General features: G+C 57.2%; 17 protein-coding genes. 8 read left to right on the plus strand and 9 right to left on the minus strand.

Annotated features, from left to right (window positions below; all coding sequences use genetic code 11):
* Positions 1-37 precede the first annotated feature (37 nt).
* Genes MKS11_RS00245 through nanQ form a run of 3 tightly spaced genes read left to right on the plus strand, consistent with a single transcriptional unit; the run spans position 38 to position 2062 of the window.
* Entirely contained in the window at positions 38-727 is a 690-nt protein-coding gene (locus tag MKS11_RS00245) for an N-acetylmannosamine-6-phosphate 2-epimerase (RefSeq protein ID WP_004206221.1), read from the plus strand.
* Positions 724-1608, plus strand: coding sequence for an N-acetylmannosamine kinase (gene nanK / locus MKS11_RS00250; protein WP_004206220.1), 885 nt, complete (start codon positions 724-726; stop codon positions 1606-1608). The genes MKS11_RS00245 and nanK overlap by 4 nt, the downstream gene beginning before the upstream one ends.
* On the plus strand, positions 1595-2062 hold the full coding sequence (gene nanQ, locus MKS11_RS00255; RefSeq protein WP_049093510.1) for an N-acetylneuraminate anomerase: 468 nt from the start codon (positions 1595-1597) through the stop codon (positions 2060-2062). Before nanK ends, nanQ begins: the two co-directional genes overlap by 14 nt.
* Positions 2063-2133: 71 nt before the next feature.
* Here nanQ and gltD read toward each other — a convergent pair whose 3' ends face one another.
* Both gltD and gltB read right to left on the minus strand, forming a co-directional pair.
* Entirely contained in the window at positions 2134-3552 is a 1419-nt protein-coding gene (gltD, locus tag MKS11_RS00260; protein WP_004206218.1) for a glutamate synthase subunit GltD, read from the minus strand.
* Positions 3553-3561: 9 nt separating this feature from the next.
* Positions 3562-8022 carry a glutamate synthase large subunit gene (gltB, locus tag MKS11_RS00265; protein ID WP_017899925.1) on the minus strand — a complete coding sequence of 1487 codons (4461 nt, stop codon included), beginning with the start codon at positions 8020-8022 and terminating at the stop codon, positions 3562-3564.
* A gap of 673 nt (positions 8023-8695) precedes the next feature.
* Here gltB and MKS11_RS00270 point away from each other — a divergent pair.
* Positions 8696-9631, plus strand: coding sequence for a TIGR01212 family radical SAM protein (locus tag MKS11_RS00270; RefSeq protein WP_004206216.1), 936 nt, complete (start codon positions 8696-8698; stop codon positions 9629-9631).
* A 52-nt stretch (positions 9632-9683) separates the two neighbouring features.
* On the opposite strand, the gene MKS11_RS00275 is transcribed toward MKS11_RS00270, so the two are convergent.
* Both MKS11_RS00275 and MKS11_RS00280 read right to left on the minus strand, forming a co-directional pair.
* Entirely contained in the window at positions 9684-10967 is a 1284-nt protein-coding gene (locus MKS11_RS00275; RefSeq protein WP_004206215.1) for an MFS transporter, read from the minus strand.
* Between the two features lie 76 nt (positions 10968-11043).
* On the minus strand, positions 11044-12060 hold the full coding sequence (locus MKS11_RS00280) for a Zn-dependent oxidoreductase (RefSeq protein WP_004206214.1): 1017 nt from the start codon (positions 12058-12060) through the stop codon (positions 11044-11046).
* Between the two features lie 297 nt (positions 12061-12357).
* Between MKS11_RS00280 and uxuA the strand changes: the two genes are divergently transcribed.
* The 4 genes from uxuA (at position 12358) to mtgA (ending at position 17519) form a co-directional block, all read left to right on the plus strand.
* The gene (gene uxuA / locus MKS11_RS00285; protein WP_025999212.1) at positions 12358-13422 is read left to right on the plus strand and encodes a mannonate dehydratase; all 1065 of its coding nucleotides are present in this window, start codon (positions 12358-12360) and stop codon (positions 13420-13422) included.
* A gap of 148 nt (positions 13423-13570) precedes the next feature.
* The gene (gene arcB, locus MKS11_RS00290; RefSeq protein ID WP_284109342.1) at positions 13571-15910 is read left to right on the plus strand and encodes an aerobic respiration two-component sensor histidine kinase ArcB; all 2340 of its coding nucleotides are present in this window, start codon (positions 13571-13573) and stop codon (positions 15908-15910) included.
* A 233-nt stretch (positions 15911-16143) separates the two neighbouring features.
* On the plus strand, positions 16144-16797 hold the full coding sequence (gene elbB, locus MKS11_RS00295; RefSeq protein WP_004206211.1) for an isoprenoid biosynthesis glyoxalase ElbB: 654 nt from the start codon (positions 16144-16146) through the stop codon (positions 16795-16797).
* Positions 16794-17519 carry a monofunctional biosynthetic peptidoglycan transglycosylase gene (gene mtgA / locus MKS11_RS00300; RefSeq protein WP_087770965.1) on the plus strand — a complete coding sequence of 242 codons (726 nt, stop codon included), beginning with the start codon at positions 16794-16796 and terminating at the stop codon, positions 17517-17519. Before elbB ends, mtgA begins: the two co-directional genes overlap by 4 nt.
* A 62-nt stretch (positions 17520-17581) precedes the next feature.
* Here the strand turns inward: mtgA and npr are convergent, their stop codons facing one another.
* The 5 genes from npr to rpoN form a co-directional block, all read right to left on the minus strand.
* Positions 17582-17854 carry a PTS phosphocarrier protein NPr gene (gene npr, locus MKS11_RS00305; protein WP_002918431.1) on the minus strand — a complete coding sequence of 91 codons (273 nt, stop codon included), beginning with the start codon at positions 17852-17854 and terminating at the stop codon, positions 17582-17584.
* Positions 17851-18705 carry an RNase adapter RapZ gene (rapZ, locus tag MKS11_RS00310; protein ID WP_004206208.1) on the minus strand — a complete coding sequence of 285 codons (855 nt, stop codon included), beginning with the start codon at positions 18703-18705 and terminating at the stop codon, positions 17851-17853. The genes npr and rapZ overlap by 4 nt, the downstream gene beginning before the upstream one ends.
* A gap of 45 nt (positions 18706-18750) precedes the next feature.
* Positions 18751-19239 (minus strand): PTS IIA-like nitrogen regulatory protein PtsN, encoded by a 489-nt coding sequence (gene ptsN / locus MKS11_RS00315; protein ID WP_004144926.1) that lies wholly within the window; start codon positions 19237-19239, stop codon positions 18751-18753.
* A 70-nt stretch (positions 19240-19309) separates the two neighbouring features.
* On the minus strand, positions 19310-19597 hold the full coding sequence (gene hpf, locus MKS11_RS00320; RefSeq protein WP_004206206.1) for a ribosome hibernation promoting factor: 288 nt from the start codon (positions 19595-19597) through the stop codon (positions 19310-19312).
* A 22-nt stretch (positions 19598-19619) separates the two neighbouring features.
* Positions 19620-21053 carry an RNA polymerase factor sigma-54 gene (rpoN, locus tag MKS11_RS00325; protein ID WP_004206204.1) on the minus strand — a complete coding sequence of 478 codons (1434 nt, stop codon included), beginning with the start codon at positions 21051-21053 and terminating at the stop codon, positions 19620-19622.

The raw sequence follows: 21053 nt of genomic DNA on the forward strand, positions 1-21053 counted from the left end.
TGCGGTGCCGGGTGTGCATATTTATCAGGGAGCGAGTATGTCTTTGCTTAAAGAATTGGATTTACGCATTAGCGCTAACGGCGGTCTTATTGTTTCCTGTCAACCGGTACCCGGCAGCCCATTGGATAAGCCGGAGATCGTTGCCGCGATGGCGCTGGCGGCGGAGCAGGCCGGGGCGGTCGCGTTGCGCATTGAAGGCGTAGAGAATCTGCGCGCGGTACGCGCGCAGGTAAAGGTGCCGATTATCGGCATTATTAAACGCGATCTGGATGATTCGCCGGTAAGGATCACGCCCTATCTGGAAGATATCGATGCATTGATGCAGGCTGGCGCCGATATTATCGCCGTTGATGGCACAGAGCGAGCGCGCCCTGTTCCAGTGGCAACGCTACTGGCGCGTATCCACCAGCATAAGCTAGTGGCGATGGCCGACTGCTCCTCTCTTGAGGATGGCCTGGCCTGTCAGGCTCTTGGCGCGGAAATCATCGGCACTACGCTGTCGGGCTATACCATGGCGTATACCCCGGATGAACCAGATCTGGAGCTGGTGAAAGCGCTGGCGGAGGCCGGCTGCAGGGTGAATGCGGAAGGGCGCTACAACACACCGGCTCAGGCAGCGGAAGCCATACGCCACGGTGCGTGGGCGGTGACCGTTGGTTCTGCGATTACCCGCCTGGAACATATTTGCCAGTGGTATAACACGGCGTTAAAAGAGACGAAGTCATGACGACGCTGGCGATAGATATTGGCGGTACGAAGCTTGCTGCGGCGCTGGTAACGGATGACCTGCTGCTCTGCGATCGTCGCGAGCTACCCACTCCTGCCAGCAAAACAGCGGATGCTCTGAACACGGCGCTGGAGGCGCTTGTCAGGCCTCTGTGCATGCGGGCAAAGCGCGTCGCGATAGCCTCGACCGGGATTATTCGTGAAGGAAACCTGATTGCAATTAATCCACAGAATCTTGGCGGACTCATGCACTTCCCGCTGGTAAAAACGTTACGAGAAATAACCGGTCTGCCAACGCTGGCGATAAATGATGCTCAGGCGGCAGCCTGGGCGGAATACCAGGCGATGGCTGATAAGGTCAGCGATATGGCGTTTATTACCGTTTCTACCGGGGTTGGCGGCGGCGTGGTGAGCAACGGTACTTTACTTACCGGGGCCGGAGGCCTGGCCGGACACCTGGGGCACTCGTTAGCCGATCCTGACGGACCGCTTTGCGGCTGCGGTCGCGTCGGCTGCGTAGAGGCTATTGCTTCCGGACGGGGAATCGCCGCGGCGGCAACTGACGATCTCTGCGGACTGGATGCGAAATCTATTTTTACTTTTGCGGCGCAAGGCCACCCGCAGGCGCGTTTACTCATTCAGCACTCGGCACAAACTTTGGCGCGGATGATTGCCGATCTTAAAGCGTTGACCGATTGCCAGTGCGTGGTCGTTGGCGGCAGTATTGGCCTGGCGGATGGGTACTTACCGTTGGTGAGGGACTATCTGGCGCAAGAACCGGCTATTTACCAGGTTCCATTATGCGCAGCACACTATCGCCATGATGCTGGCCTGCTGGGAGCGGCGCTATGGGGCAAGGAGAGAAGCCATGATAATCGGTGATGTAAACAATCCATTGTTGGCTGGCGTGTCGTCGGGGCTACAAAAGGCGATATCCCTCGCCCTGGATCATGATTTATCGAGTCTTTCTCCCGGAAGCGTTGAACTTCAAGGGGATAATGTCTTTATGAATGTGATGCAGTTTATGACGGAGTTACCGGCAGATAAAAAGGCTGAACTACATACGAAGTTTATCGATATCCAGATATTACTGGCGGGCGAAGAGCAGATTTTTTTCGGCGTAGCCGGCTCCGCAATGCAGTGCGAGGAGATGCACGTTGAGGAGGATTATCAGCTGTGCAACGCGATTGATGGCGAACAGTCGGTCATTCTGACGCCAGGTATGTTCGCGATCTTTATGCCGGGTGAACCGCATAAGCCAGGATGCGTAATAACCGAGCCCGCAGAGATAAAAAAAGTGGTGATTAAAGTCAGCGCAAATTTGTTAAGCGCATAAATAAGCCCGATGGGATTAACCATCGGGCCTGAGTCCCATACCCGGATAAAACCGCTATCCGGGTATTCGCATTACACTTCCAGGTAGTTCAGGATCCCGTCCGCCGCTTTACGTCCTTCGGCAATCGCGGTGACCACCAGGTCGGAACCGCGCACGATATCGCCACCGGCGAAGATTTTCGGGTTGCTGGTCTGGAAGGCGTTCTCGCTGCCTTCCGGGGCAATGATGCGGCCCTGGGAGTCCAGCTCGACGCTGTGCTTCGCCAGCCACTCCATGCTGTGGGGACGGAAGCCAAACGCCATGACGACGGCGTCTGCCGGCACCACGTGCTCAGAGCCGGGAACGATCTCCGCGCGACGGCGGCCTTTTGCATCCGGCTGGCCCATCTCGGTGCGCGCCATCTTCACGCCGCACACTTTGCCGTTGGCATTCACTTCCACACCCAGCGGCTGGACGTTGAACTGGAACTCCACGCCTTCTTCACGCGCGTTTTTCACTTCGCGTTTTGAACCCGGCATGTTCTCTTCGTCACGACGATAGGCGCAGATCACGTGAGCCGCATTCTGACGGACGGAGGTGCGTACGCAGTCCATCGCGGTGTCGCCACCGCCGAGAACCACCACGCGTTTGCCTTCCATGCTGACGTAGGGCTCATCGGCGGTTTCGCCAAAGCCCATGATCTGCTTGGTATTGGCGATCAGGAACGGCAGCGCGTCGTAGACGCCCTGGGCGTCTTCGTTGTCCAGCCCGCCGCGCATTGACTGATAGGTGCCAACGCCGAGGAACACCGCATCGTACTCTTTCAGCAGGTCGTCAAGCTGCACGTCACGGCCCACTTCGGTATTGAGTTTGAACTCAATGCCCATGCCGGTGAAGATCTCCCGGCGGCGGGTCATCACCTCTTTTTCCAGCTTGAACGCCGGGATACCGAAGGTCAGCAGGCCGCCGATTTCCGGATGGCGGTCAAACACCACCGCCTTGACGCCGTTACGGGTCAGGACGTCGGCACAGGCGAGGCCCGCCGGGCCAGCGCCGATGATAGCGACGGTTTTACCGGTCGGTTTCACGCCGGAGAGATCCGGACGCCAGCCCATCTCGAATGCTTTATCGTTGATATAGCGTTCGATGTTGCCGATGGTCACCGCGCCGAACTCATCGTTCAGCGTACAGGAGCCTTCACACAGGCGGTCCTGCGGGCAAACGCGCCCGCAGACTTCCGGCAGGGTGTTGGTCTGGTGCGACAGCTCAGCCGCCTCAAAAATACGTCCCTCGTTGGCCAGCTTCAGCCAGTTCGGGATGTAGTTATGCACCGGGCACTTCCATTCGCAGTACGGGTTGCCGCAGGACAGGCAGCGATCTGCCTGCGCCTTGGCCTGGCCTTCTGAAAACGGCTCGTAAATTTCCACAAATTCAATTTTACGGATCTTCAGCGGTTTCTTTGGCGGATCAACGCGCTGCAGGTCGATAAATTGATAAACGTTCTGACTCATCTTAACCCCTTACTGCGCCTGCACCCGCAGCTCAGCTGCGGAACGACTACGGTGACCCAACAGTGCTTTAACATCGCTGGACTTCGGTTTAACCAGCGCAAACTTCGCGGAGAAGGCCGGCCAGTTGGCGAGGATCTCTTCGCCGCGTTGCGAACCGGTAAGCTGTACGTGCTCGGTGATTAAACCGCGCAGGTGCTCTTCATGGATGGCCAGAGAGTCAACGTCCAGCACTTCCACCAACTCCGGATTCACGCGCTTGCGGAAGTCGCCATCTTCATCCAGGACATAGGCAAAGCCGCCGGTCATCCCTGCGCCAAAGTTGACGCCGGTTTTACCGAGCACGCAGACGATGCCGCCGGTCATATATTCACAGCCGTTGTCGCCGATGCCTTCCACCACGGTAATGGCGCCGGAGTTACGCACCGCGAAACGCTCACCTGCGCGGCCTGCGGCGTACAGACGACCACCGGTCGCGCCGTACAGGCAGGTGTTGCCGATAATGCTGGCTTCGTGACTGCGGAAAGCGGAGCCCACCGGAGGACGAATGGCCAGCAGACCGCCCGCCATGCCTTTGCCGACATAGTCGTTGGCGTCGCCCGTCAGATGCAGTTCCACGCCGCCGGCGTTCCACACGCCGAAGCTCTGGCCCGCGGTGCCGCTAAAGTGAGCGACGATCGGGTCGCCCGCCAGTCCCTGGTCGCCATGGGTCTGGGCGATATACCCGGACAGCGAGGCCCCCACGGAGCGGTCGGTGTTGCGGATATCGAACCAGAACGTTTTGCTCTGCTTTTCATCAACGTACGGTTTCGCCTGCTGCAGCAGCTGGGCGTTGAGCACGCCGTTATCGAACGGCGGGTTATTTTCGGTGCAGTACAGCGCTTTGCCAGGATGCGGCTCTGCGGTCTCCAGCAGTTTACCCAGATCCAGTTTCTGCTGCTTGGCGGTGAACCCATCCAGCTCTTTGAGCAGATCGGTGCGGCCAATCAGATCCACCAGTCGCTTGACGCCCAGCTGGGCCATCAGCTCGCGGGTTTCACGGGCGATAAATTCAAAGTAGTTGGTCACTTTGAACGGCAGACCGTGATAGTGGTTCTTACGCAGTTTGTCATCCTGGGTCGCCACGCCGGTCGCGCAGTTGTTCAGGTGACAAATACGCAGGTATTTACAGCCCAGCGCCACCATCGGGCCGGTGCCGAAGCCGAAGCTTTCCGCGCCAAGGATCGCCGCTTTGATGATATCGAGGCCGGTTTTCAGGCCGCCATCCACCTGCAGACGGATCTTGTGACGCAGACCGTTAGCGACCAGCGCCTGCTGGGTTTCCACCAGACCAAGCTCCCACGGACAGCCGGCATATTTCACTGAAGTGAGCGGGCTTGCCCCGGTGCCGCCGTCGTAGCCGGCGATGGTGATCAGATCGGCATAAGCCTTGGCTACGCCGGTGGCGATGGTGCCCACGCCCGGTTCCGAAACCAGCTTGACCGAGATCATCGCTTTCGGGTTAACCTGCTTGAGGTCGAAAATCAGCTGCGCCAGATCCTCGATAGAGTAGATATCGTGGTGCGGCGGCGGGGAGATCAGCGTCACGCCCGGTACCGAATAGCGTAGTTTGGCGATGTACGGGGTGACTTTATCACCCGGCAGCTGACCGCCTTCACCCGGCTTCGCGCCCTGGGCGACTTTGATCTGGATAACGTCGGCATTGACCAGATAGGCTGGGGTGACGCCGAAGCGGCCGGATGCCACCTGCTTGATGCGCGACACTTTGTTGGTGCCGTAGCGCGCCGGGTCTTCACCGCCTTCACCGGAGTTGGAGAAGCCGCCGATGCTGTTCATCGCTTCCGCCAGCGATTCGTGCGCTTCCGGACTCAGGGCGCCGATCGACATCGCTGCGGTATCGAAGCGTTTAAACAGCTCCTTCGCCGGTTCCACGTCGTCGATGCTGATGGCATCTTCGCCCGGGTTGAGCGCCAGCAGATCGCGCAGCGTGGCCGCCGGGCGTTCGTTAACCAGCTTCGCGTATTGTTGATAATCGCTGTACTCACCGCTCTGCACAGCCTGCTGCAGGGTGCGCACCACGTCCGGGTTGTAGGCGTGATATTCGCCGCCGTGAACGTACTTCAGCAGACCGCCCTGAGCCAGCGGCTTGCGTGCCAGCCAGGCGCGTTTCGACAGATTCAGCAGATCCTGCTGGAAATCGTCGAAGCCGGCGCCGCCGATGCGGCTGACCACGCCCTGGAAGCAGAGATCGGAGACATCGCGATGCAGACCGACCGCTTCGAACAGCTTCGAGCAGCGGTAGGAGGCGATGGTCGAGATCCCCATCTTGGACATGATCTTATACAGACCTTTGTTGATACCGTTGCGATAGTTCAGCATCACCGCACGGTACGGTTTATCGATGGCTTTGCTGTCGACCAGCTTCGCCAGCGTTTCATAGGCGAGGTACGGATAGATAGCTGTCGCGCCGAAGCCCAGCAGCACGGCGAAGTGGTGCGGATCGCGGGCGCTGGCGGTTTCAACGATGATGTTGGCATCGCAGCGCAGACTTTTATCGACCAGACGGGTCTGGATCGCGCCAACGGCCATCGGCGCCGGCACCGGCAGGCGGTCTTTGGCGATGTTACGGTCGGAGAGGACCAGCAGCACGGTACCATCGCGTACCATCTGCTCCGCTTTGTCGCACAGGGCCTTCACCGTCTCGCTGAGGGAAGCCTCTGCCGGGTTGAAGGTGATGTCGAGGACGTCGGCACGATAGTGCTCTTCTTCCATCGTCGTCAGCTGTTTGAAATCGGAGTACAGCAGGATCGGCGATTTGAAGCTCAGACGATGCGCCTGGCCTTCCGCTTCGCAGAAGACGTTCATTTCGCGACCGATGCTGGTGGCCAGCGACATGACGTGCGCTTCACGCAGCGGATCGATAGGTGGGTTCGTCACCTGGGCGAACTGCTGACGGAAGTAATCGTAGATAATGCGCGGCTGGCTGGAAAGGACGGCAAACGGCGTGTCATCGCCCATAGAGCCGACCGCCTCCTGGCCATTTTCGCCGAGCACGCGCAGAACCGAGTCCAGCTCTTCCGCGCTGTAGTTAAACTGTTTCTGGTAGCTGGCCAGCAGATCGTCGTCCAGCTGGCGGCTGCCAACCTCTTCGTCCGGCAGATCTTCAAACGGCACCAGGCGACGAACGTTTTTCTCCATCCACTCTTTATACGGATGGCGGCTCTTCAGATCGTCATCGGTTTCCGCCGAGTGCAGAATGCGTCCGGCACGGGTATCGATAACCATCAGCTCGCCCGGGCCCACGCGGCCTTTTTCAACCACTTCGTCCGGCTGGTAGTCCCAGATGCCGACTTCAGAGGCGCAGGTGATGAGCTTATCTTTGGTAATGACGTAGCGCGCCGGGCGCAGGCCATTACGGTCGAGGTTACAGGCCGCGTAGCGACCGTCGGACATGACGATGCCCGCCGGGCCGTCCCATGGCTCCATATGCATGGAGTTAAAGTCGAAGAACGAACGCAGCTCCGGATCCATATCCGGGTTGTTCTGCCAGGCTGGCGGCACCAGCAGACGCATGGCGCGCACGATGTCCATCCCGCCGGCCAGCAGCAGCTCCAGCATGTTGTCCATTGAACTGGAGTCGGAGCCGGTTTCGTTAACGAACGGCGCAGCGTCGTGCAGGTCCGGGATCAGCGGGGTCTGGAACTTATAGGTACGGGCGCGAGCCCACTGGCGGTTGCCGGTGATGGTGTTGATTTCACCGTTGTGCGCCAGGTAGCGGAACGGCTGTGCCAGCGGCCAGCGTGGTACGGTGTTGGTGGAGAAGCGCTGGTGGAACAGGCAGATAGCCGACTCCAGGCGCAGGTCCGCGAGGTCCAGGTAGAAGCGCGGCAAATCCGCCGGCATACACAGACCTTTATAGATGTTGACCAGGTTGGACAAGCTACAAACGTAGAAATCTTTGTCTTCCTGCAGGCGTTTTTCAATGCGACGACGCGCAATAAACAGACGGCGCTCCATATCGCGCGGGCGCCAGCCGGCCGGGGCGTTAACAAAGATTTGCTCAATACGGGGCAGCGAGGAGAGGGCGATTTCACCGAGCACGCCTTCGTTGGTCGGCACATCGCGCCAGCCGACGATCGACAGGGTCTCAAGCTGAAGTTCTTCTTCAACGATGCGGCGCGCCGCTTTCGCCAGTTCAGGATCTTTATTCAGGAACAGCATCCCAACGGCGTAGTTTTTGGCTAAACGCCAGCCGCGCTCTTCGGCAACGATGCGGAAGAAACGATCGGGTTTTTGCAGCAGCAGACCGCAACCGTCGCCGGTTTTACCATCGGCAAGGATTGCGCCACGGTGCTGCATGCGGGCCAGTGCGTGTATCGCGGTTCGCACTACCTTGTGGCTAGGTTCGCCTTCTATGTGGGCGATCAGGCCGAAACCACAGTTATCCCTCTCAAGGGATTTGTCGTACAACATATCAGTGAACCTCCCCAGGCTCTACGGACCCCCTCCGATACCGATTGCGCACAGGCACAGAAAGAGCATGGCGACGGGGTTTGCACCTCGCATTCGCCCTCTTTAAATCCTTTTCGCATCGGTACACAAGTTTGAGGACTTGCTGTTAAGAGGGAATCTCAATTACTGCATAAATATGATGAGCAGAGTGCTCATCCAGAAAGCTTCCAGCGGATTCCCAACTTATCGGGAATCCACACTTACGTCAAATGGCAATCTTATTAATACAAAAATGTGCTATGCAGGTATTAACTTGTTGTTTTTAAAATAAATAATGCCATTTTTTATGCTTTGGATACGCCTGCAGCGGGTAAGGCTAGTGTGATCTGTCTCACTGTGCGCGCGGCTTTGCATTACCGATCTACGCTGAAATACATTTCATTATTAGCACATTTGACTGCTGTAAATGTGTGTGATGGACATTAATACTGTTTTTTACCATAAAGCAGATTAGGGCCGCGCGACGATGAAATATAAGGAAAACTCATTACCCTGCGTGTGAATGAAATTGCAGTAATCATGATTGTTTATGCAATGAGATGATTCGCCGCGCTGACGATTGATCCAGGTCATCGCCGTCGGTGACGAAAAGTGGCAGGCTTGGCCCCCTTTGTTGAGGCCGGTCTATCAGATTATGCAGTTACAGAAATTAGTCAATATGTTTGGTGGGGATCTTCTGCGCCGCTATGGCGAAAAGGTCCATAAGCTAACGCTGCACGGCGGTTTTAGCTGCCCGAACCGCGACGGCACGCTGGGCCGTGGCGGTTGCACATTCTGTAACGTGGCCTCGTTTGCGGATGAAGCGCAGCAGCATCGATCCATCGCCGAACAGCTCGCCCATCAGGCGCAGCTTGTTAACCGGGCAAAGCGTTATCTGGCCTACTTTCAGGCCTATACCAGCACCTTTGCTGAAGTGCAGGTGCTCCGCTCGATGTATCGTCAGGCCGTCAGCGAGGCGAATATCGTTGGCCTCTGCGTTGGCACCCGCCCGGACTGCGTGCCGGAGGCGGTTCTCGACCTGCTCAGTGAATACCACCAGCAGGGGTATGAGGTTTGGCTGGAGCTGGGGCTGCAGACCGCCCATGATAAGACCCTGCATCGCATTAACCGCGGGCATGATTTCGCCTGTTACCAGCGCACCGCGCGTCTGGCGCGTGAGCGCGGACTGAAGGTATGCGCGCATCTGATCGTCGGCCTGCCCGGGGAGAGCCAGGAGCATGGCCTCGAGACGGTGGAGCGGGTCGTGACCACCGGCGTGGATGGCATAAAGCTGCATCCGCTGCATATTGTGAAAGGCAGCATTATGGCAAAAGCATGGCAGGCCGGTCGTCTCGATGGCATCGAACTGGAGGCGTATACCGTCACCGCCGGGGAGATGATCCGCCATACCCCGCCGGAGGTGATCTACCATCGCATATCGGCCAGCGCCCGTCGGCCGACGCTGCTCGCGCCGCTGTGGTGCGAAAATCGCTGGACCGGAATGGTTGAACTGGATCGCTATCTGAATGAGCAGGGCGCTCAGGGTTCGGCGCTGGGCCGCAGCTGGGTCGCGCCCCAGTCGGCGAAATAGTCTAAGAGGATGCCCGGCGTGATGGCTGCGCCGGGCATGGCTTTCCTGTCAACTAAGCCTGACTGGCTTTCATCGTCACACGCGGCGTTTTGATCACGAACAGCACCAGCAGGGCGCCGAGCGCGGCGATAGTGCCGGCGAGGACAAAGGCGCTGTCGAATTTACCGGTAGACTGCACGATATAGCCGGTGACAATCGGTCCCACGATGCCGGAGACGCTGCCGATAAGGTGGATAAAGCCGCTGGTGCCGCCAACGCGGGATTTATGCACCACGTCCTGGATAATCGCCCAGTAGATCGCTCCGGTGACATAGAGGAAAAAGATGGAGACCGACATCAGCAGAACGGCAGGAACGACGCTGCTGACGGTACCGGCAAGCCCCACACAGATGGCGGCCATCAGCAGACATACCACCAGCACAATTTTGCGTGACAGCAGCAGGCGTCCGGTGAGTTTAAAAATTTTATCGGAAATATAGCCCCCCAGCGCCAGACCGACAAAGCCGACTATCCATGGGATCATGGTGGTGAGGCTCATCTGTTTAATATCGAGATGGTGCTGCTGAACCAGATAGGACGGAAACCAGCTGAGAAAGAAAAACAGAATATAGTTGTAGCAAAAGAAGGCAAAGGCCGTCACCAGTATAATAGGTTGTTTGAGATAATAACCCAGCGAGTGGGCGGTTTGATTTTCAGTTGATTCCAGCGCAGACTCCTCTTGCTTCATATTATTAATGAGCATGAGCTCTTCCCGGCTGACATGTTTATGTTTTTCCGGCGAGTTAGCGGCAATAAAAAACCACACTATCATCCACACAATGCCGATGGCGAAAATAATCATAAACGCCGGGCGCCAGCCGAATGCCAGGGCCAGATAACCGACGATGGGGCCGGCAACCGCGCCGCCCAGCGGAGAGCCGGCGCTGAGCAGCCCCACGGCGGTGGCCGCTTGCTTCTTGGGAAACCAGCCGTTGATCATCTTGTTCGCCGACGCGCAAATCGGGCCCTCAGCCATCCCGAAGAGGACTCGCAGCATCAGCATGGAATAAAAGCCGGTGGCAAAGGCAGTTAAGCCGCAAAACAGCGACCACATCCCCACCGCCAGCCCCAGGACTAGCGTTGCGCCAAACTTATCTACGGCCAGACCGCCAATAAAATTAAATACCGCATAGCCGAAGAAAAAACTGCCGAAAATAATACCAAATTGTTCAGCGTTTAGCGCCAGATCCTTTTCAATCATTGGTACCGTAATGGATAACGCCACCCGGTCCAGATAATTAATCATATATACTAAAAATAATAACAGGACGATAATCCAGCGGATATTTTTTCCCATGATGACACCATGATGATTATATTATTGAGCTCTGGCGCGACGGATATCAATATTCACGTCGCCCGTTATTTAGTATTTAACCCAGCTGCAGCAATACCTTGCAGCAAGTTTTCCGATCGTTGGCGAAAATCTCCATCGCCTCTTTTACCTGCTCCAGCGGCATGCAGTGGGTGATTAACGCCTCAGGCTGGATAAGGCCTTTCTCCATCCAGTCGATAACCAGCGGAAAACGCCCGCTGTTTAGCCGGGAGGAGAAAATGGAGATCTCTTTACTGGTGATGCTTTGCTGGGTCAGGGTGGACGGCTCGCCGGAGAAGCCGAGTATGCCGATGCGTGCGGCGGGAGAGGCGAGGAGAATGGCCTCCTGAAGGATCGCCGGATGGCAGGCGGCATCGATGATCAGCGTGGGGGCTATCTGCCGCTGCGCCAGCTGTTCCGCCAGCGGCTGGTGAGTGTTATCCAGCGTCAAATCGGCGCCGTTGTCCCGCGCCATCTGCAGACGTTCGGCAATGCGGTCCACTACGATCACCTGCTTAACGCCATACACCCCCTTCAGCGCCTGGATCGCCGTCAGACCCATCGGACCTGCGCCGTAGATCAGGGCGATATCCTGCGCCGTGGGCTGCAGCTGGGCGGTAATGTTTGCCGCAATGGTAAAAGGCTCAACCATCGTCGCCTGACGATCGCTGATGGCCTCCGGAATGCGCCAGGCGTTTTTCGCCGGCACGCAGGCGTAGTCGCTGAATCCGCCGTCGCGGTGAACCCCGATGACCTGGAGCTGCGCACAGACATTCGGCCGCCCCACCGAGCAGGGATAACAATGGCCGCAGCTGACGACAGGGTCGACCGCGACGCGCTCGCCGATGCGTGCCGAAGAGACCTGCTCGCCGACGGCATCAATGATGCCGAAGAATTCATGGCCGATAACGCGGGGATATTTCGCGAAGGGGTTATGGCCTTGATAGATATGCACATCGGACCCGCAGATCCCGGCAAAGGCGATTTTCACCCGGACTTCGTGGGCGCCCGGAGCGGGAACCGGACGGGATTCGATGTTCAGTTGGCCTGGCTCTTTGACAACGACGCTTCTCATTTCTGTTCCTTCCCTTGTCTGTTTTCTGAACAAATAGCGTTATTTTTATTACCATACAAGTATGCAATTGATCATAACTAGCTCTGGATCACATTTGGCGAAGGTCGTCAGAAAAAGCCCGGGAATGATTAATCTATTGAAATAAATTGAGAAAAATTATGAATGTCGCGAAAGCGACCTTACCGACGAGCCGGTCAGCAGGAATGTGATCGTCATCACGACAGTTAAGGCTCAATCAATTATGATTAATGGTATGGTAGTAGGGTGAAATTAAACTATGTTGAGCAGGTGATGACGATGCAGATGACAATGCGCTGGTTTGGACCAGAGGAAGATAAGGTTTCATTAGAGCATATACGCCAGGTGCCCGGCGTGGAGGGAGTGGTCGGCGCGCTCTATGACGTCGCGGTCGGCGAGGTATGGCCGGAGGATAAAATTGAGCGTCTGGTCAGCCAGGCCCATGCCGCAGGCCTGAAAATGGAGGTGATAGAGAGCGTCAACATCCATGACGACATCAAAATCGGCCTCCCTTCCCGTGACCGCTATATTGCCAACTATCAGCAGACCATTCGCCACCTTGCCCGCTTCGGCGTCAAAGTCATCTGCTATAACTTCATGCCGGTGTTTGACTGGATGAAGACGGATATGAACTACGTCCTGCCGGATGGCTCGTTGACGATGGCTTTTGAGAAGAAAGATATCGATAAGCGGCTGGAAGACGTGGTTAAGGAGGTCCTGGAGAATTCAAACGGCTTCGCGTTGCCGGGCTGGGAGCCGGAACGGCTGGCGGAAGTGCAGACCCTGTTTGCCAAATATAGCGCGGTGGATGACCACAAGCTGCGGGAGAACCTGGTCTATTTTCTCCAGGCGGTGATCCCGGTTTGTGAAGAGGTGGGCGTGAAAATGGCGATCCATCCTGACGATCCGCCGTACTCGATATTTGGCCTGCCGCGGGTGGTCAAAAACCGCGACGATCTGGACTGGATCTGCCGGGCTGTCGATTCACCCGCCAACGGCATTACCCTCTGCACCGGCTCGATTGCCGAAGATCCGGATAACGACGTATACGCTATTCTGGCTGAGTTTACCCGCCGCAAGCGGATCCATTTTGCCCACGTCCGCAATATTAAACTGATGCAGGATAAAGACTTTTACGAGTGCGCCCATCCGTCAGAATACGGCTCCCTGGATATGTACAAGGTGATGCAAGCGTTGCACGACAACGGCTTCGACGGCTATATACGCCCGGATCATGGCCGCTTTATCTGGGGAGAGACCGGACGCCCGGGCTATGGTTTATACGATCGCGCACTCGGGGTGACCTACCTCAAAGGTCTCTGGGAGGCGCTAAGCAAGCGCTAGCCTCCTCCTGACCATGCCTCTTTTTAGCGGCTGGTTCGCCTTGGCGGCCAGCCGTCATATCGGCTCCTTCCCGCATTTTTTGCACAACTTACAGCGCATTGCTCAGAATTGAGTATTATTGTGCGGAGTTGTCGTGAAGGAATCCCCTATGAAGCAAATTCGTATGCTGGCGCAGTATTATGTCGACCTGATGATGAAGCTGGGTCTGGTCCGCTTTTCAATGCTGTTGGCTCTTGCGCTGGTGGTGCTGGCCATCGTGGTACAGATGGCGGTCACCATGGTGCTGCATGGCCAGGTTGAAAGCATCGACGTTATCCGCTCTATCTTCTTCGGTCTGCTGATCACCCCTTGGGCGGTCTACTTTCTCTCGGTGGTGGTGGAGCAACTCGAAGAGTCCCGCCAGCGTCTGTCGCGGCTGGTGGAGAAGCTGGAGGAGATGCGCGAGCGCGATCTGAAGCTGAATGTGCAGCTGAAAGACAATATCGCGCAGTTGAATCAGGAGATTGGCGAACGTGAAAAGGCGGAAGCCGAGCGTGAGACTACCCTTGAGCAGCTGAAGATCGATATGAAAGAGCGTGAAGAGACGCAGATCCAGCTCGAACAGCAATCCTCCTTTCTGCGCTCTTTCCTCGACGCCTCCCCGGACCTGGTCTTTTACCGCAATGAGGATAAAGAGTTTTCCGGCTGTAACCGGGCGATGGAGCTGCTGACCGGCAAAAGCGAGAAACAGCTGATCCACCTCAAACCACAGGACGTCTATAGCGAAGAAGCAGCGGAAAAGGTGCTGGAAACCGATGAGAAGGTGTTCCGCCACAATGTATCGCTGACCTATGAGCAATGGCTGGACTATCCCGATGGCCGTAAAGCGTGCTTCGAAATCCGCAAGGTCCCGTACTACGATCGCGTCGGTAAGCGTCGCGGCCTGATGGGCTTCGGGCGCGATATCACCGAACGAAAACGCTATCAGGACGCCCTCGAACGCGCCAGCCGGGATAAAACCACCTTCATCTCCACCATCAGCCATGAGCTGCGTACCCCGCTGAACGGGATCGTCGGGCTGAGCCGAATTTTGCTGGATACCGAACTGACCAGCGAGCAGGAAAAATACCTGAAAACCATCCATGTCTCGGCGGTGACGCTGGGGAATATCTTCAATGATATTATAGACATGGATAAAATGGAGCGCCGTAAGGTACAGCTCGATAACCAGCCGGTGGACTTCACCAGCTTCCTTGCCGACCTTGAAAACCTTTCCGGTCTGCAGGCGCAGCAGAAGGGACTGCGCTTTGTGCTGGAGCCGAGCCTGCCGCTGCCGCACAAGGTGATCACCGACGGCACCCGCCTGCGGCAGATCCTGTGGAATCTTATCAGCAACGCCGTGAAATTTACCCCACAGGGCGGTGGGGTGAACGTCCGCGTGCGCTATGACGAAGGCGATATCCTGCACTTCGAAGTGGAAGACTCCGGGATTGGTATTCCTGAAGCGGAACAGGACAAAATATTCGCGATGTATTACCAGGTCAAAGACAGCCACGGCGGCAAACCAGCCACCGGCACCGGGATTGGCCTCGCCGTATCGCGCCGCCTGGCGCGCAATATGGGCGGCGATATCAGCGTCACCAGCCAGCCGGGTAAAGGAGCGACCTTTACGCTCACCGTCCATGCGCCTGCCATTGCGGAAGAAGTGGAAGATACCCTGGCGGAAGACGACATGCCATTACCGGCGCTCAACGTGCTGCTGGTAGAAGATATTGAGCTCAACGTCATCGTGGCGCGCTCGGTGCTGGAAAAGCTGGGCAACAGCGTGGATGTCGCGATGACCGGTAAAGCCGCGCTGGAGATGTTTGAGCCTGGCGAGTACGACCTGGTGCTGCTGGATATCCAGCTGCCGGATATGACGGGTCTGGATATCTCTCGTCAGCTAAAACAGAATTTTGCCGCGGATGAGCTGCCGCCGCTGGTAGCCCTGACCGCCAACGTGCTGAAGAATAAGAAAGAGTATCTTGATGCCGGCATGGACGATGTGCTGAGCAAGCCGCTATCGGTGCCGGCGCTGACGGCCATGATCAAAAAATTCTGGGATGCGCCGGAAGAGGAGGCGCAGGAAGCGCCGGCGGCCGATCTGCATAAAGCCGACGCGGTGCTGGATACCGATATGCTGGAGCAATACATCGAACTGGTGGGACCGAAGCTTATCAACGATGGTCTCGCGGTGTTTGAGAAGATGATGCCGGGCTATATGTCCGTCCTTGAGTCTAATCTCACCGCCCGCGATCAAAAAGGGATCGTCGAAGAGGGGCATAAGATCAAAGGGGCTGCGGGTTCTATTGGCCTGCGCCACATCCAGCAGCTGGGTCAGCAGATCCAGACGCCGGACCTGCCTGCCTGGTCTGATAATGTCGCTGAATGGGTTGAAGAGATGAAATCCGAGTGGCAAAACGACGTGGCGATTCTGAAGGCATGGGTGGCGAAGGCCGGGAAAAAATGACCCCGGACAGACCGGGGTGCGCGAATACTGCGCCAACACCAGGGAACTGGTGGTTGAGCCAGTGTGATTTGAGTGATGTTGTTACGTGGCGCAACCTGAGAAGTGGATTGCTCGCTCATTAAGATAGCAAAGCTTAACTAATTTGTTACATGAATCAGTAAAATATGTGAAGCATAGCGAGTAAATCGACATTTTTGACTGGTTTCAGTGAGTTGCATGGAGGAGCGAAGGCGATGAAAAAAATTGGTGTGGTACTGAGCGGCTGCGGCGTGTACGACGGCAGTGAAATTCATGAGGCAGTGATTACCCTGCTGGCGATCGCGCGCAACGGCGCGCAGGCGGTCTGCTTTGCGCCCGATAAACCGCAGCGCGACGTCATCAACCATCTGACGGGTGAACCGTTGACGGAGCAGCGCAACGTGCTGGTGGAAGCGGCGCGCATCGCCCGCGGCGACATCCTGCCGCTGGCGCAAGCGCGTGAGGAGACGCTGGACGCGCTGATCGTCCCCGGCGGCTTCGGCGCGGCGAAAAACTTAAGCAGCTTCGCTGCCGAGGGCAGTAAATGCGAGGTGGACCACGATCTGCGGGCCCTGGCGCTGGCGATGCATCAGGCCGGCAAGCCGCTGGGCTTTATGTGCATCGCTCCGGCGCTGCTGCCGAAGATCTTTGCGTTTCCGCTGCGGATGACTATCGGGACCGATCTCGACACCGCCGATGTGGTGGAGGAGATGGGGGCGGAGCATGTGCCTTGCCCGGTCGACGACATCGTGGTGGATGAAGAGAATAAAGTGGTCACCACCCCGGCGTATATGCTGGCGGAGAATATTGTGCAAGCCGCCACTGGGATCGAAAAACTGGTCGCCCGCGTGCTGGCGCTGAGCGCATGAAGCTCCGCATTGCGCCCTTCGCGCTGCTCAAACGACTGGCGCTGCGTCTGCTGCTGATCGCCGCCGTCTTCTGGGGCGGGGGGATCGCGCTGTTTAGCGTGCTGCCGGTGCCCTTTTCGGCAGTCATGCTTGAGCGGCAGATAAGCGCCTGGCTGTCCGGCGATGTCCACTATCTTGCTCACTCCGACTGGGTCGCCATGGATAAGATCTCCCCGTGGATGGGGCTGGCGGTGATTGCCGCCGAAGATCAGAAGTTCCCGGAACACTGGGGGTTTGACGTCTCGGCAATCGAAAAGGCGCTGGCGCACAATGAGCGTCACGATACCCGCATCCGCGGCGCGTCAACGCTGTCGCAGCAGACGGCGAAAAACCTGTTTTTGTGGGATGGTCGTAGCTGGCTGCGCAAGGGGCTGGAGGCCGGATTGACCGTCGGCATGGAAACCGTGTGGAGTAAAAAGCGGATCCTGACCGTCTACCTGAATATTGCCGAGTTTGGCGAGGGGATTTTTGGTGTGGAAGCGGCCGCCCAGCGCTATTTTCATAAGCCCGCCAGCCAGTTGACGCCGGGGGAAGCGGCTCTGCTGGCCGCGGTGCTGCCAAACCCGATCCGCTATCGCGCCGACGCGCCTTCGGGCTATGTGCGCAACCGCCAGGTCTGGATCTTACGCCAGATGCGACAGCTGGGTGGGGAAGGGTTCATGCGTGAGCATAAGCTCTATTAGCGGGTAAATCCGGCGCCGGGGCTGGTACCGTCGCCAGTCTCCGTCGCCGGGAAGCGTCACCTTTAGTCTTCGTCAAACCCGGCATTAAACAGGGCAATCACCGCGGCGAGGGCTTCCACTTCCTGCGGACCGCTGGCCTCCACCTCTATCTGCCGTCCTTTCGCCGAGTCCAGCATCAGCAGGGCAATGACGCTGTTGGCTTCCGCCTCCGTGCCTTCATCGTTGCGCAGCAACACCTCGGCATCGAAATTCTGCATCAGTTCGAACAGCTTCATCGCCGGGCGGGCGTGCATGCCCAGCTTATTGGTGATTTCAACGGTCTGCTTTACGGTCATGATTTACGTTTTTCCAGCGTCCGATGACGAGACTGCACGTTTTTGCCGCGCGAGCGGAAGTAGTCAGCCAGTTGTTCAGCAATATAAACCGAACGATGTTTACCGCCGGTGCAGCCAATGGCCACCGTCAGATAGCTGCGATTGTTGGTCTCCAGCATCGGTAACCATAGCTCAAGATAGCTCCGGGTCTGGTAAATAAAGTTGTGCACTTCGGTGTGCCGATCGAGGAAGGCGGCCACCGGCTTATCCAGACCGGTCATGGGACGCAGCTTCGGATCCCAGTGCGGGTTTGGCAGAAAGCGCACGTCAAAGACGTAATCGGCATCGATCGGGATACCGTGCTTAAAGCCGAAGGATTCGAAGACCATGGTCAGTTCGCGTTCTCGTTTACCCAGCAGCCGGGTGCGTAACATTTCCGCCAGCTCGTGAACCGACATCTCCGAGGTATCGACAATCAGATCGGCCCGCGAGCGCAGGGGCTCCAGCAGATCGCTCTCTTCATCGATGGCGCTTTCCAGCGACAAATTCTTGCTCGACAGCGGATGCAGGCGACGGGTGTCGCTGTATCGACGGATCAGCGTGTTGCGATCGGCATCGAGAAACAGCAGCTGCGGCGAAAAGCACTCCGGCAGGTTTTTCATCGCCTGCTCGAAGATCTCCGGTGATTCCGGCATGTTCCGCACGTCGATGCTGACGGCCGCCGAAATATTGCGGTCAGCCAGCGACCGTGCCAGATCGGGCAGCAGCACGACCGGCAGGTTATCCACGCAGTAAAAGCCCATATCTTCCAGCGCTCGCAGAGCGACGGATTTACCCGAGCCCGAGCGGCCGCTGACGATCATCAGTACCATGTACCGTTTCTCCTCAGTACGATAAAGGATAAGGTGCGACTGCCGTTATGCGTCATCGCTGCTTCCTGCTTCGGTGATGATCTCATACAACTCTTCATCGCTCTGCGCCGCGCGCAGGCGACGACAAATCGCTTTGTCGGCCAGCCGTTTGGCCACCAGGGAGAGCGTATGCAGGTGGGTTTTTGTCTGATCGGCCGGCACCAGCAGCGCGAACAGCAGGTCGACAGGCTGATTGTCGATCGCGTCGAAGGCGATGGGGGTTTCCAGCTGGACAAAAACGCCGACAGCACGCAGCGTATCCTCTTCCAGTTTTCCGTGGGGAATGGCGATACCATTGCCAATCCCGGTACTGCCCATTTTTTCGCGGGTGAGGATCGCTTCGAACACCACCTGCGGCGGCAAACTTAACTGTTTGGCGGCCAGTTCGCTAATGATTTCCAGAGCACGCTTCTTGCTCTGGCAGTGAACCTGGCTACGGGTACATTCCTGGTTCAGGACGTTGCTCAGTTGTAGAGCCGAATCGTTGTTCATCATAATTTCACCTGAGCGCCCCCGCGCCCATCGCCGGTGTTACCTGGCGGCTGACGCAGGGGGGCCCGGACAATTAGTGTTGTTTTAGTTTATCTTTATGCTTCGTTAACTGCCTTGCCAGCTTGTCGATAAGACCATCGACAGCTGCATACATATCCTGCCCTTCCGCACTGGCATGGATTTCGCCACCGTTGACATGCAGATTCGCGTCCGCAATTTGCGTCACTTTCTCTACTTTTAACACAATATAGACCTGATTGATCCGGTCGAAAAATTGTTCCAGCTTGCTGAACTTCGCCGTGACGAAGTCGCGCATCGCGGGAGTGATCTCGACGTTGTGTCCTGTAATGTTGAGCTGCATAGTGTCTTCCTTATCGGTTGTGTCAGACCAGTTGTTTACGCTGGTTTGACGGCGGGATGGATAAAGACTCTCTGTACTTCGCGACAGTGCGGCGCGCGACCATGATACCCTGCTCGGACAGCATGGAGGTGAGCTTACTGTCGCTCAACGGCTTCGCGGGATTTTCCGCGGCGATGAGTTTCTTCACCAGCGCGCGAATCGCCGTCGACGAGGCTTCGCCGCCGCCTTCGGTATTGACATGGCTGGAGAAGAAATACTTCAGTTCAAAAATACCGCGCGGACTGTGCAGATATTTTTGCGTGGTGACACGGGAAATCGTCGATTCATGCATCTCGACGGCCTGGGCGATATCGGCCAGCACCATCGGCTTCATATACTCTTCACCCTGTTCGAAAAAAGCCTGCTGTTGTTCTACGATGCAGCGGCTCACGCGCAGCAGGGTATCGTTGCGGCTTTCCAGACTTTTAATCAGCCAGCGGGCTTCCTGCAGATTGCTGCGAATGAACTGGCCGTCGGCGTCATTGCGGGCGCTGTTGCCCATTGCCGCATACTGCTGATTAATTTTCAGCCGTGGAATGCTGTCGGCGTTGAGCTCCACGGTCCAGCGGCCGCTGACCTTGCGCACCAGCACGTCGGGAATGACATATTCCGGTTCGCTGGTTTGAATGGACTGGCCTGGACGGGGATCCAGGGACTGGATCAGGTTCACCGCCTCTTTCAGCACCTCTTCTTTCAGCCGGGTCACCCGCATCAGGGTGCGGAAATCATGGTTGGCCAGAAGATCGAGATGATCGCTGATAATCAGCCGGGCCTCTTCCAGCCAAGGCGTCTCTTTGGCGAATTGCGAGAGCTGGATCAGCAGACAGTCGCGCAGATCTTTCGCCGCGACGCCAACCGGATCAAAACGCTGGATGCGCTTCAGGACGGCTTCCACTTCTTCGAGGCCGATCTCCTCATCGCCGATGCTGTCGACGATATCTTCAATCTGAACGGTGAGGTAGCCCGTATCGTCGACGGCGTCGACAATGGAGGTGGCGATGGCGCGGTCGGTATCGGTGAAGGGCGTCAGCTCGACCTGCCACATCAGGTAATCCTGCAGCGTCTGGGTGGTCTCGCCTTGATAAACGGGGAGTTCGTCGTCCTGGTAGTCCACGCCGTTGCCTGACGGCGTACCGGCGGTATAGATTTCATCCCAGCTTGCATCGAGAGGAAGCTCGTCGGGCATCTCTTTTTGCTCAAGTGCGTCGACGGTATCGAGAGACTCGCGGTCCTCCACCTCTTTCGCCTCTACCTCGTCGTGAAGATCGGTTTGCTCAAGCAACGGGTTACTTTCCAGCGCTTGCTGGAGCTCTTGCTGGAGTTCTAACGTGGACAACTGCAGCAAACGAATCGCCTGCTGTAGCTGCGGCGTCATGGCAAGCTGTTGGCTAAGCCTTAATTGCAAACCTTGCTTCAT

Origin of the sequence: Klebsiella sp. K5-45, from assembly GCF_030128605.1 — a bacterium.
GTDB classification, from domain to species: Bacteria; Pseudomonadota; Gammaproteobacteria; order Enterobacterales; family Enterobacteriaceae; genus Klebsiella; species Klebsiella quasipneumoniae.

What these genes read in the sequence shown, in the direction of transcription:
- hpf (WP_004206206.1), bottom strand. Translation starts at nt 19,597, where the DNA reads ATGCAGCTCAACATTACAGGACACAACGTCGAGATCACTCCCGCGATG.
- elbB (WP_004206211.1), top strand. Translation starts at nt 16,144, where the DNA reads ATGAAAAAAATTGGTGTGGTACTGAGCGGCTGCGGCGTGTACGACGGC.
- MKS11_RS00280 (WP_004206214.1), bottom strand. Translation starts at nt 12,060, where the DNA reads ATGAGAAGCGTCGTTGTCAAAGAGCCAGGCCAACTGAACATCGAATCC.
- uxuA (WP_025999212.1), top strand. Translation starts at nt 12,358, where the DNA reads ATGCAGATGACAATGCGCTGGTTTGGACCAGAGGAAGATAAGGTTTCA.
- mtgA (WP_087770965.1), top strand. Translation starts at nt 16,794, where the DNA reads ATGAAGCTCCGCATTGCGCCCTTCGCGCTGCTCAAACGACTGGCGCTG.
- nanK (WP_004206220.1), top strand. Translation starts at nt 724, where the DNA reads ATGACGACGCTGGCGATAGATATTGGCGGTACGAAGCTTGCTGCGGCG.
- ptsN (WP_004144926.1), bottom strand. Translation starts at nt 19,239, where the DNA reads ATGATGAACAACGATTCGGCTCTACAACTGAGCAACGTCCTGAACCAG.
- MKS11_RS00275 (WP_004206215.1), bottom strand. Translation starts at nt 10,967, where the DNA reads ATGGGAAAAAATATCCGCTGGATTATCGTCCTGTTATTATTTTTAGTA.
- MKS11_RS00245 (WP_004206221.1), top strand. Translation starts at nt 38, where the DNA reads ATGTCTTTGCTTAAAGAATTGGATTTACGCATTAGCGCTAACGGCGGT.
- gltD (WP_004206218.1), bottom strand. Translation starts at nt 3,552, where the DNA reads ATGAGTCAGAACGTTTATCAATTTATCGACCTGCAGCGCGTTGATCCG.
- MKS11_RS00270 (WP_004206216.1), top strand. Translation starts at nt 8,696, where the DNA reads ATGCAGTTACAGAAATTAGTCAATATGTTTGGTGGGGATCTTCTGCGC.
- gltB (WP_017899925.1), bottom strand. Translation starts at nt 8,022, where the DNA reads ATGTTGTACGACAAATCCCTTGAGAGGGATAACTGTGGTTTCGGCCTG.
- npr (WP_002918431.1), bottom strand. Translation starts at nt 17,854, where the DNA reads ATGACCGTAAAGCAGACCGTTGAAATCACCAATAAGCTGGGCATGCAC.
- nanQ (WP_049093510.1), top strand. Translation starts at nt 1,595, where the DNA reads ATGATAATCGGTGATGTAAACAATCCATTGTTGGCTGGCGTGTCGTCG.
- arcB (WP_284109342.1), top strand. Translation starts at nt 13,571, where the DNA reads ATGAAGCAAATTCGTATGCTGGCGCAGTATTATGTCGACCTGATGATG.
- rpoN (WP_004206204.1), bottom strand. Translation starts at nt 21,053, where the DNA reads ATGAAGCAAGGTTTGCAATTAAGGCTTAGCCAACAGCTTGCCATGACG.
- rapZ (WP_004206208.1), bottom strand. Translation starts at nt 18,705, where the DNA reads ATGGTACTGATGATCGTCAGCGGCCGCTCGGGCTCGGGTAAATCCGTC.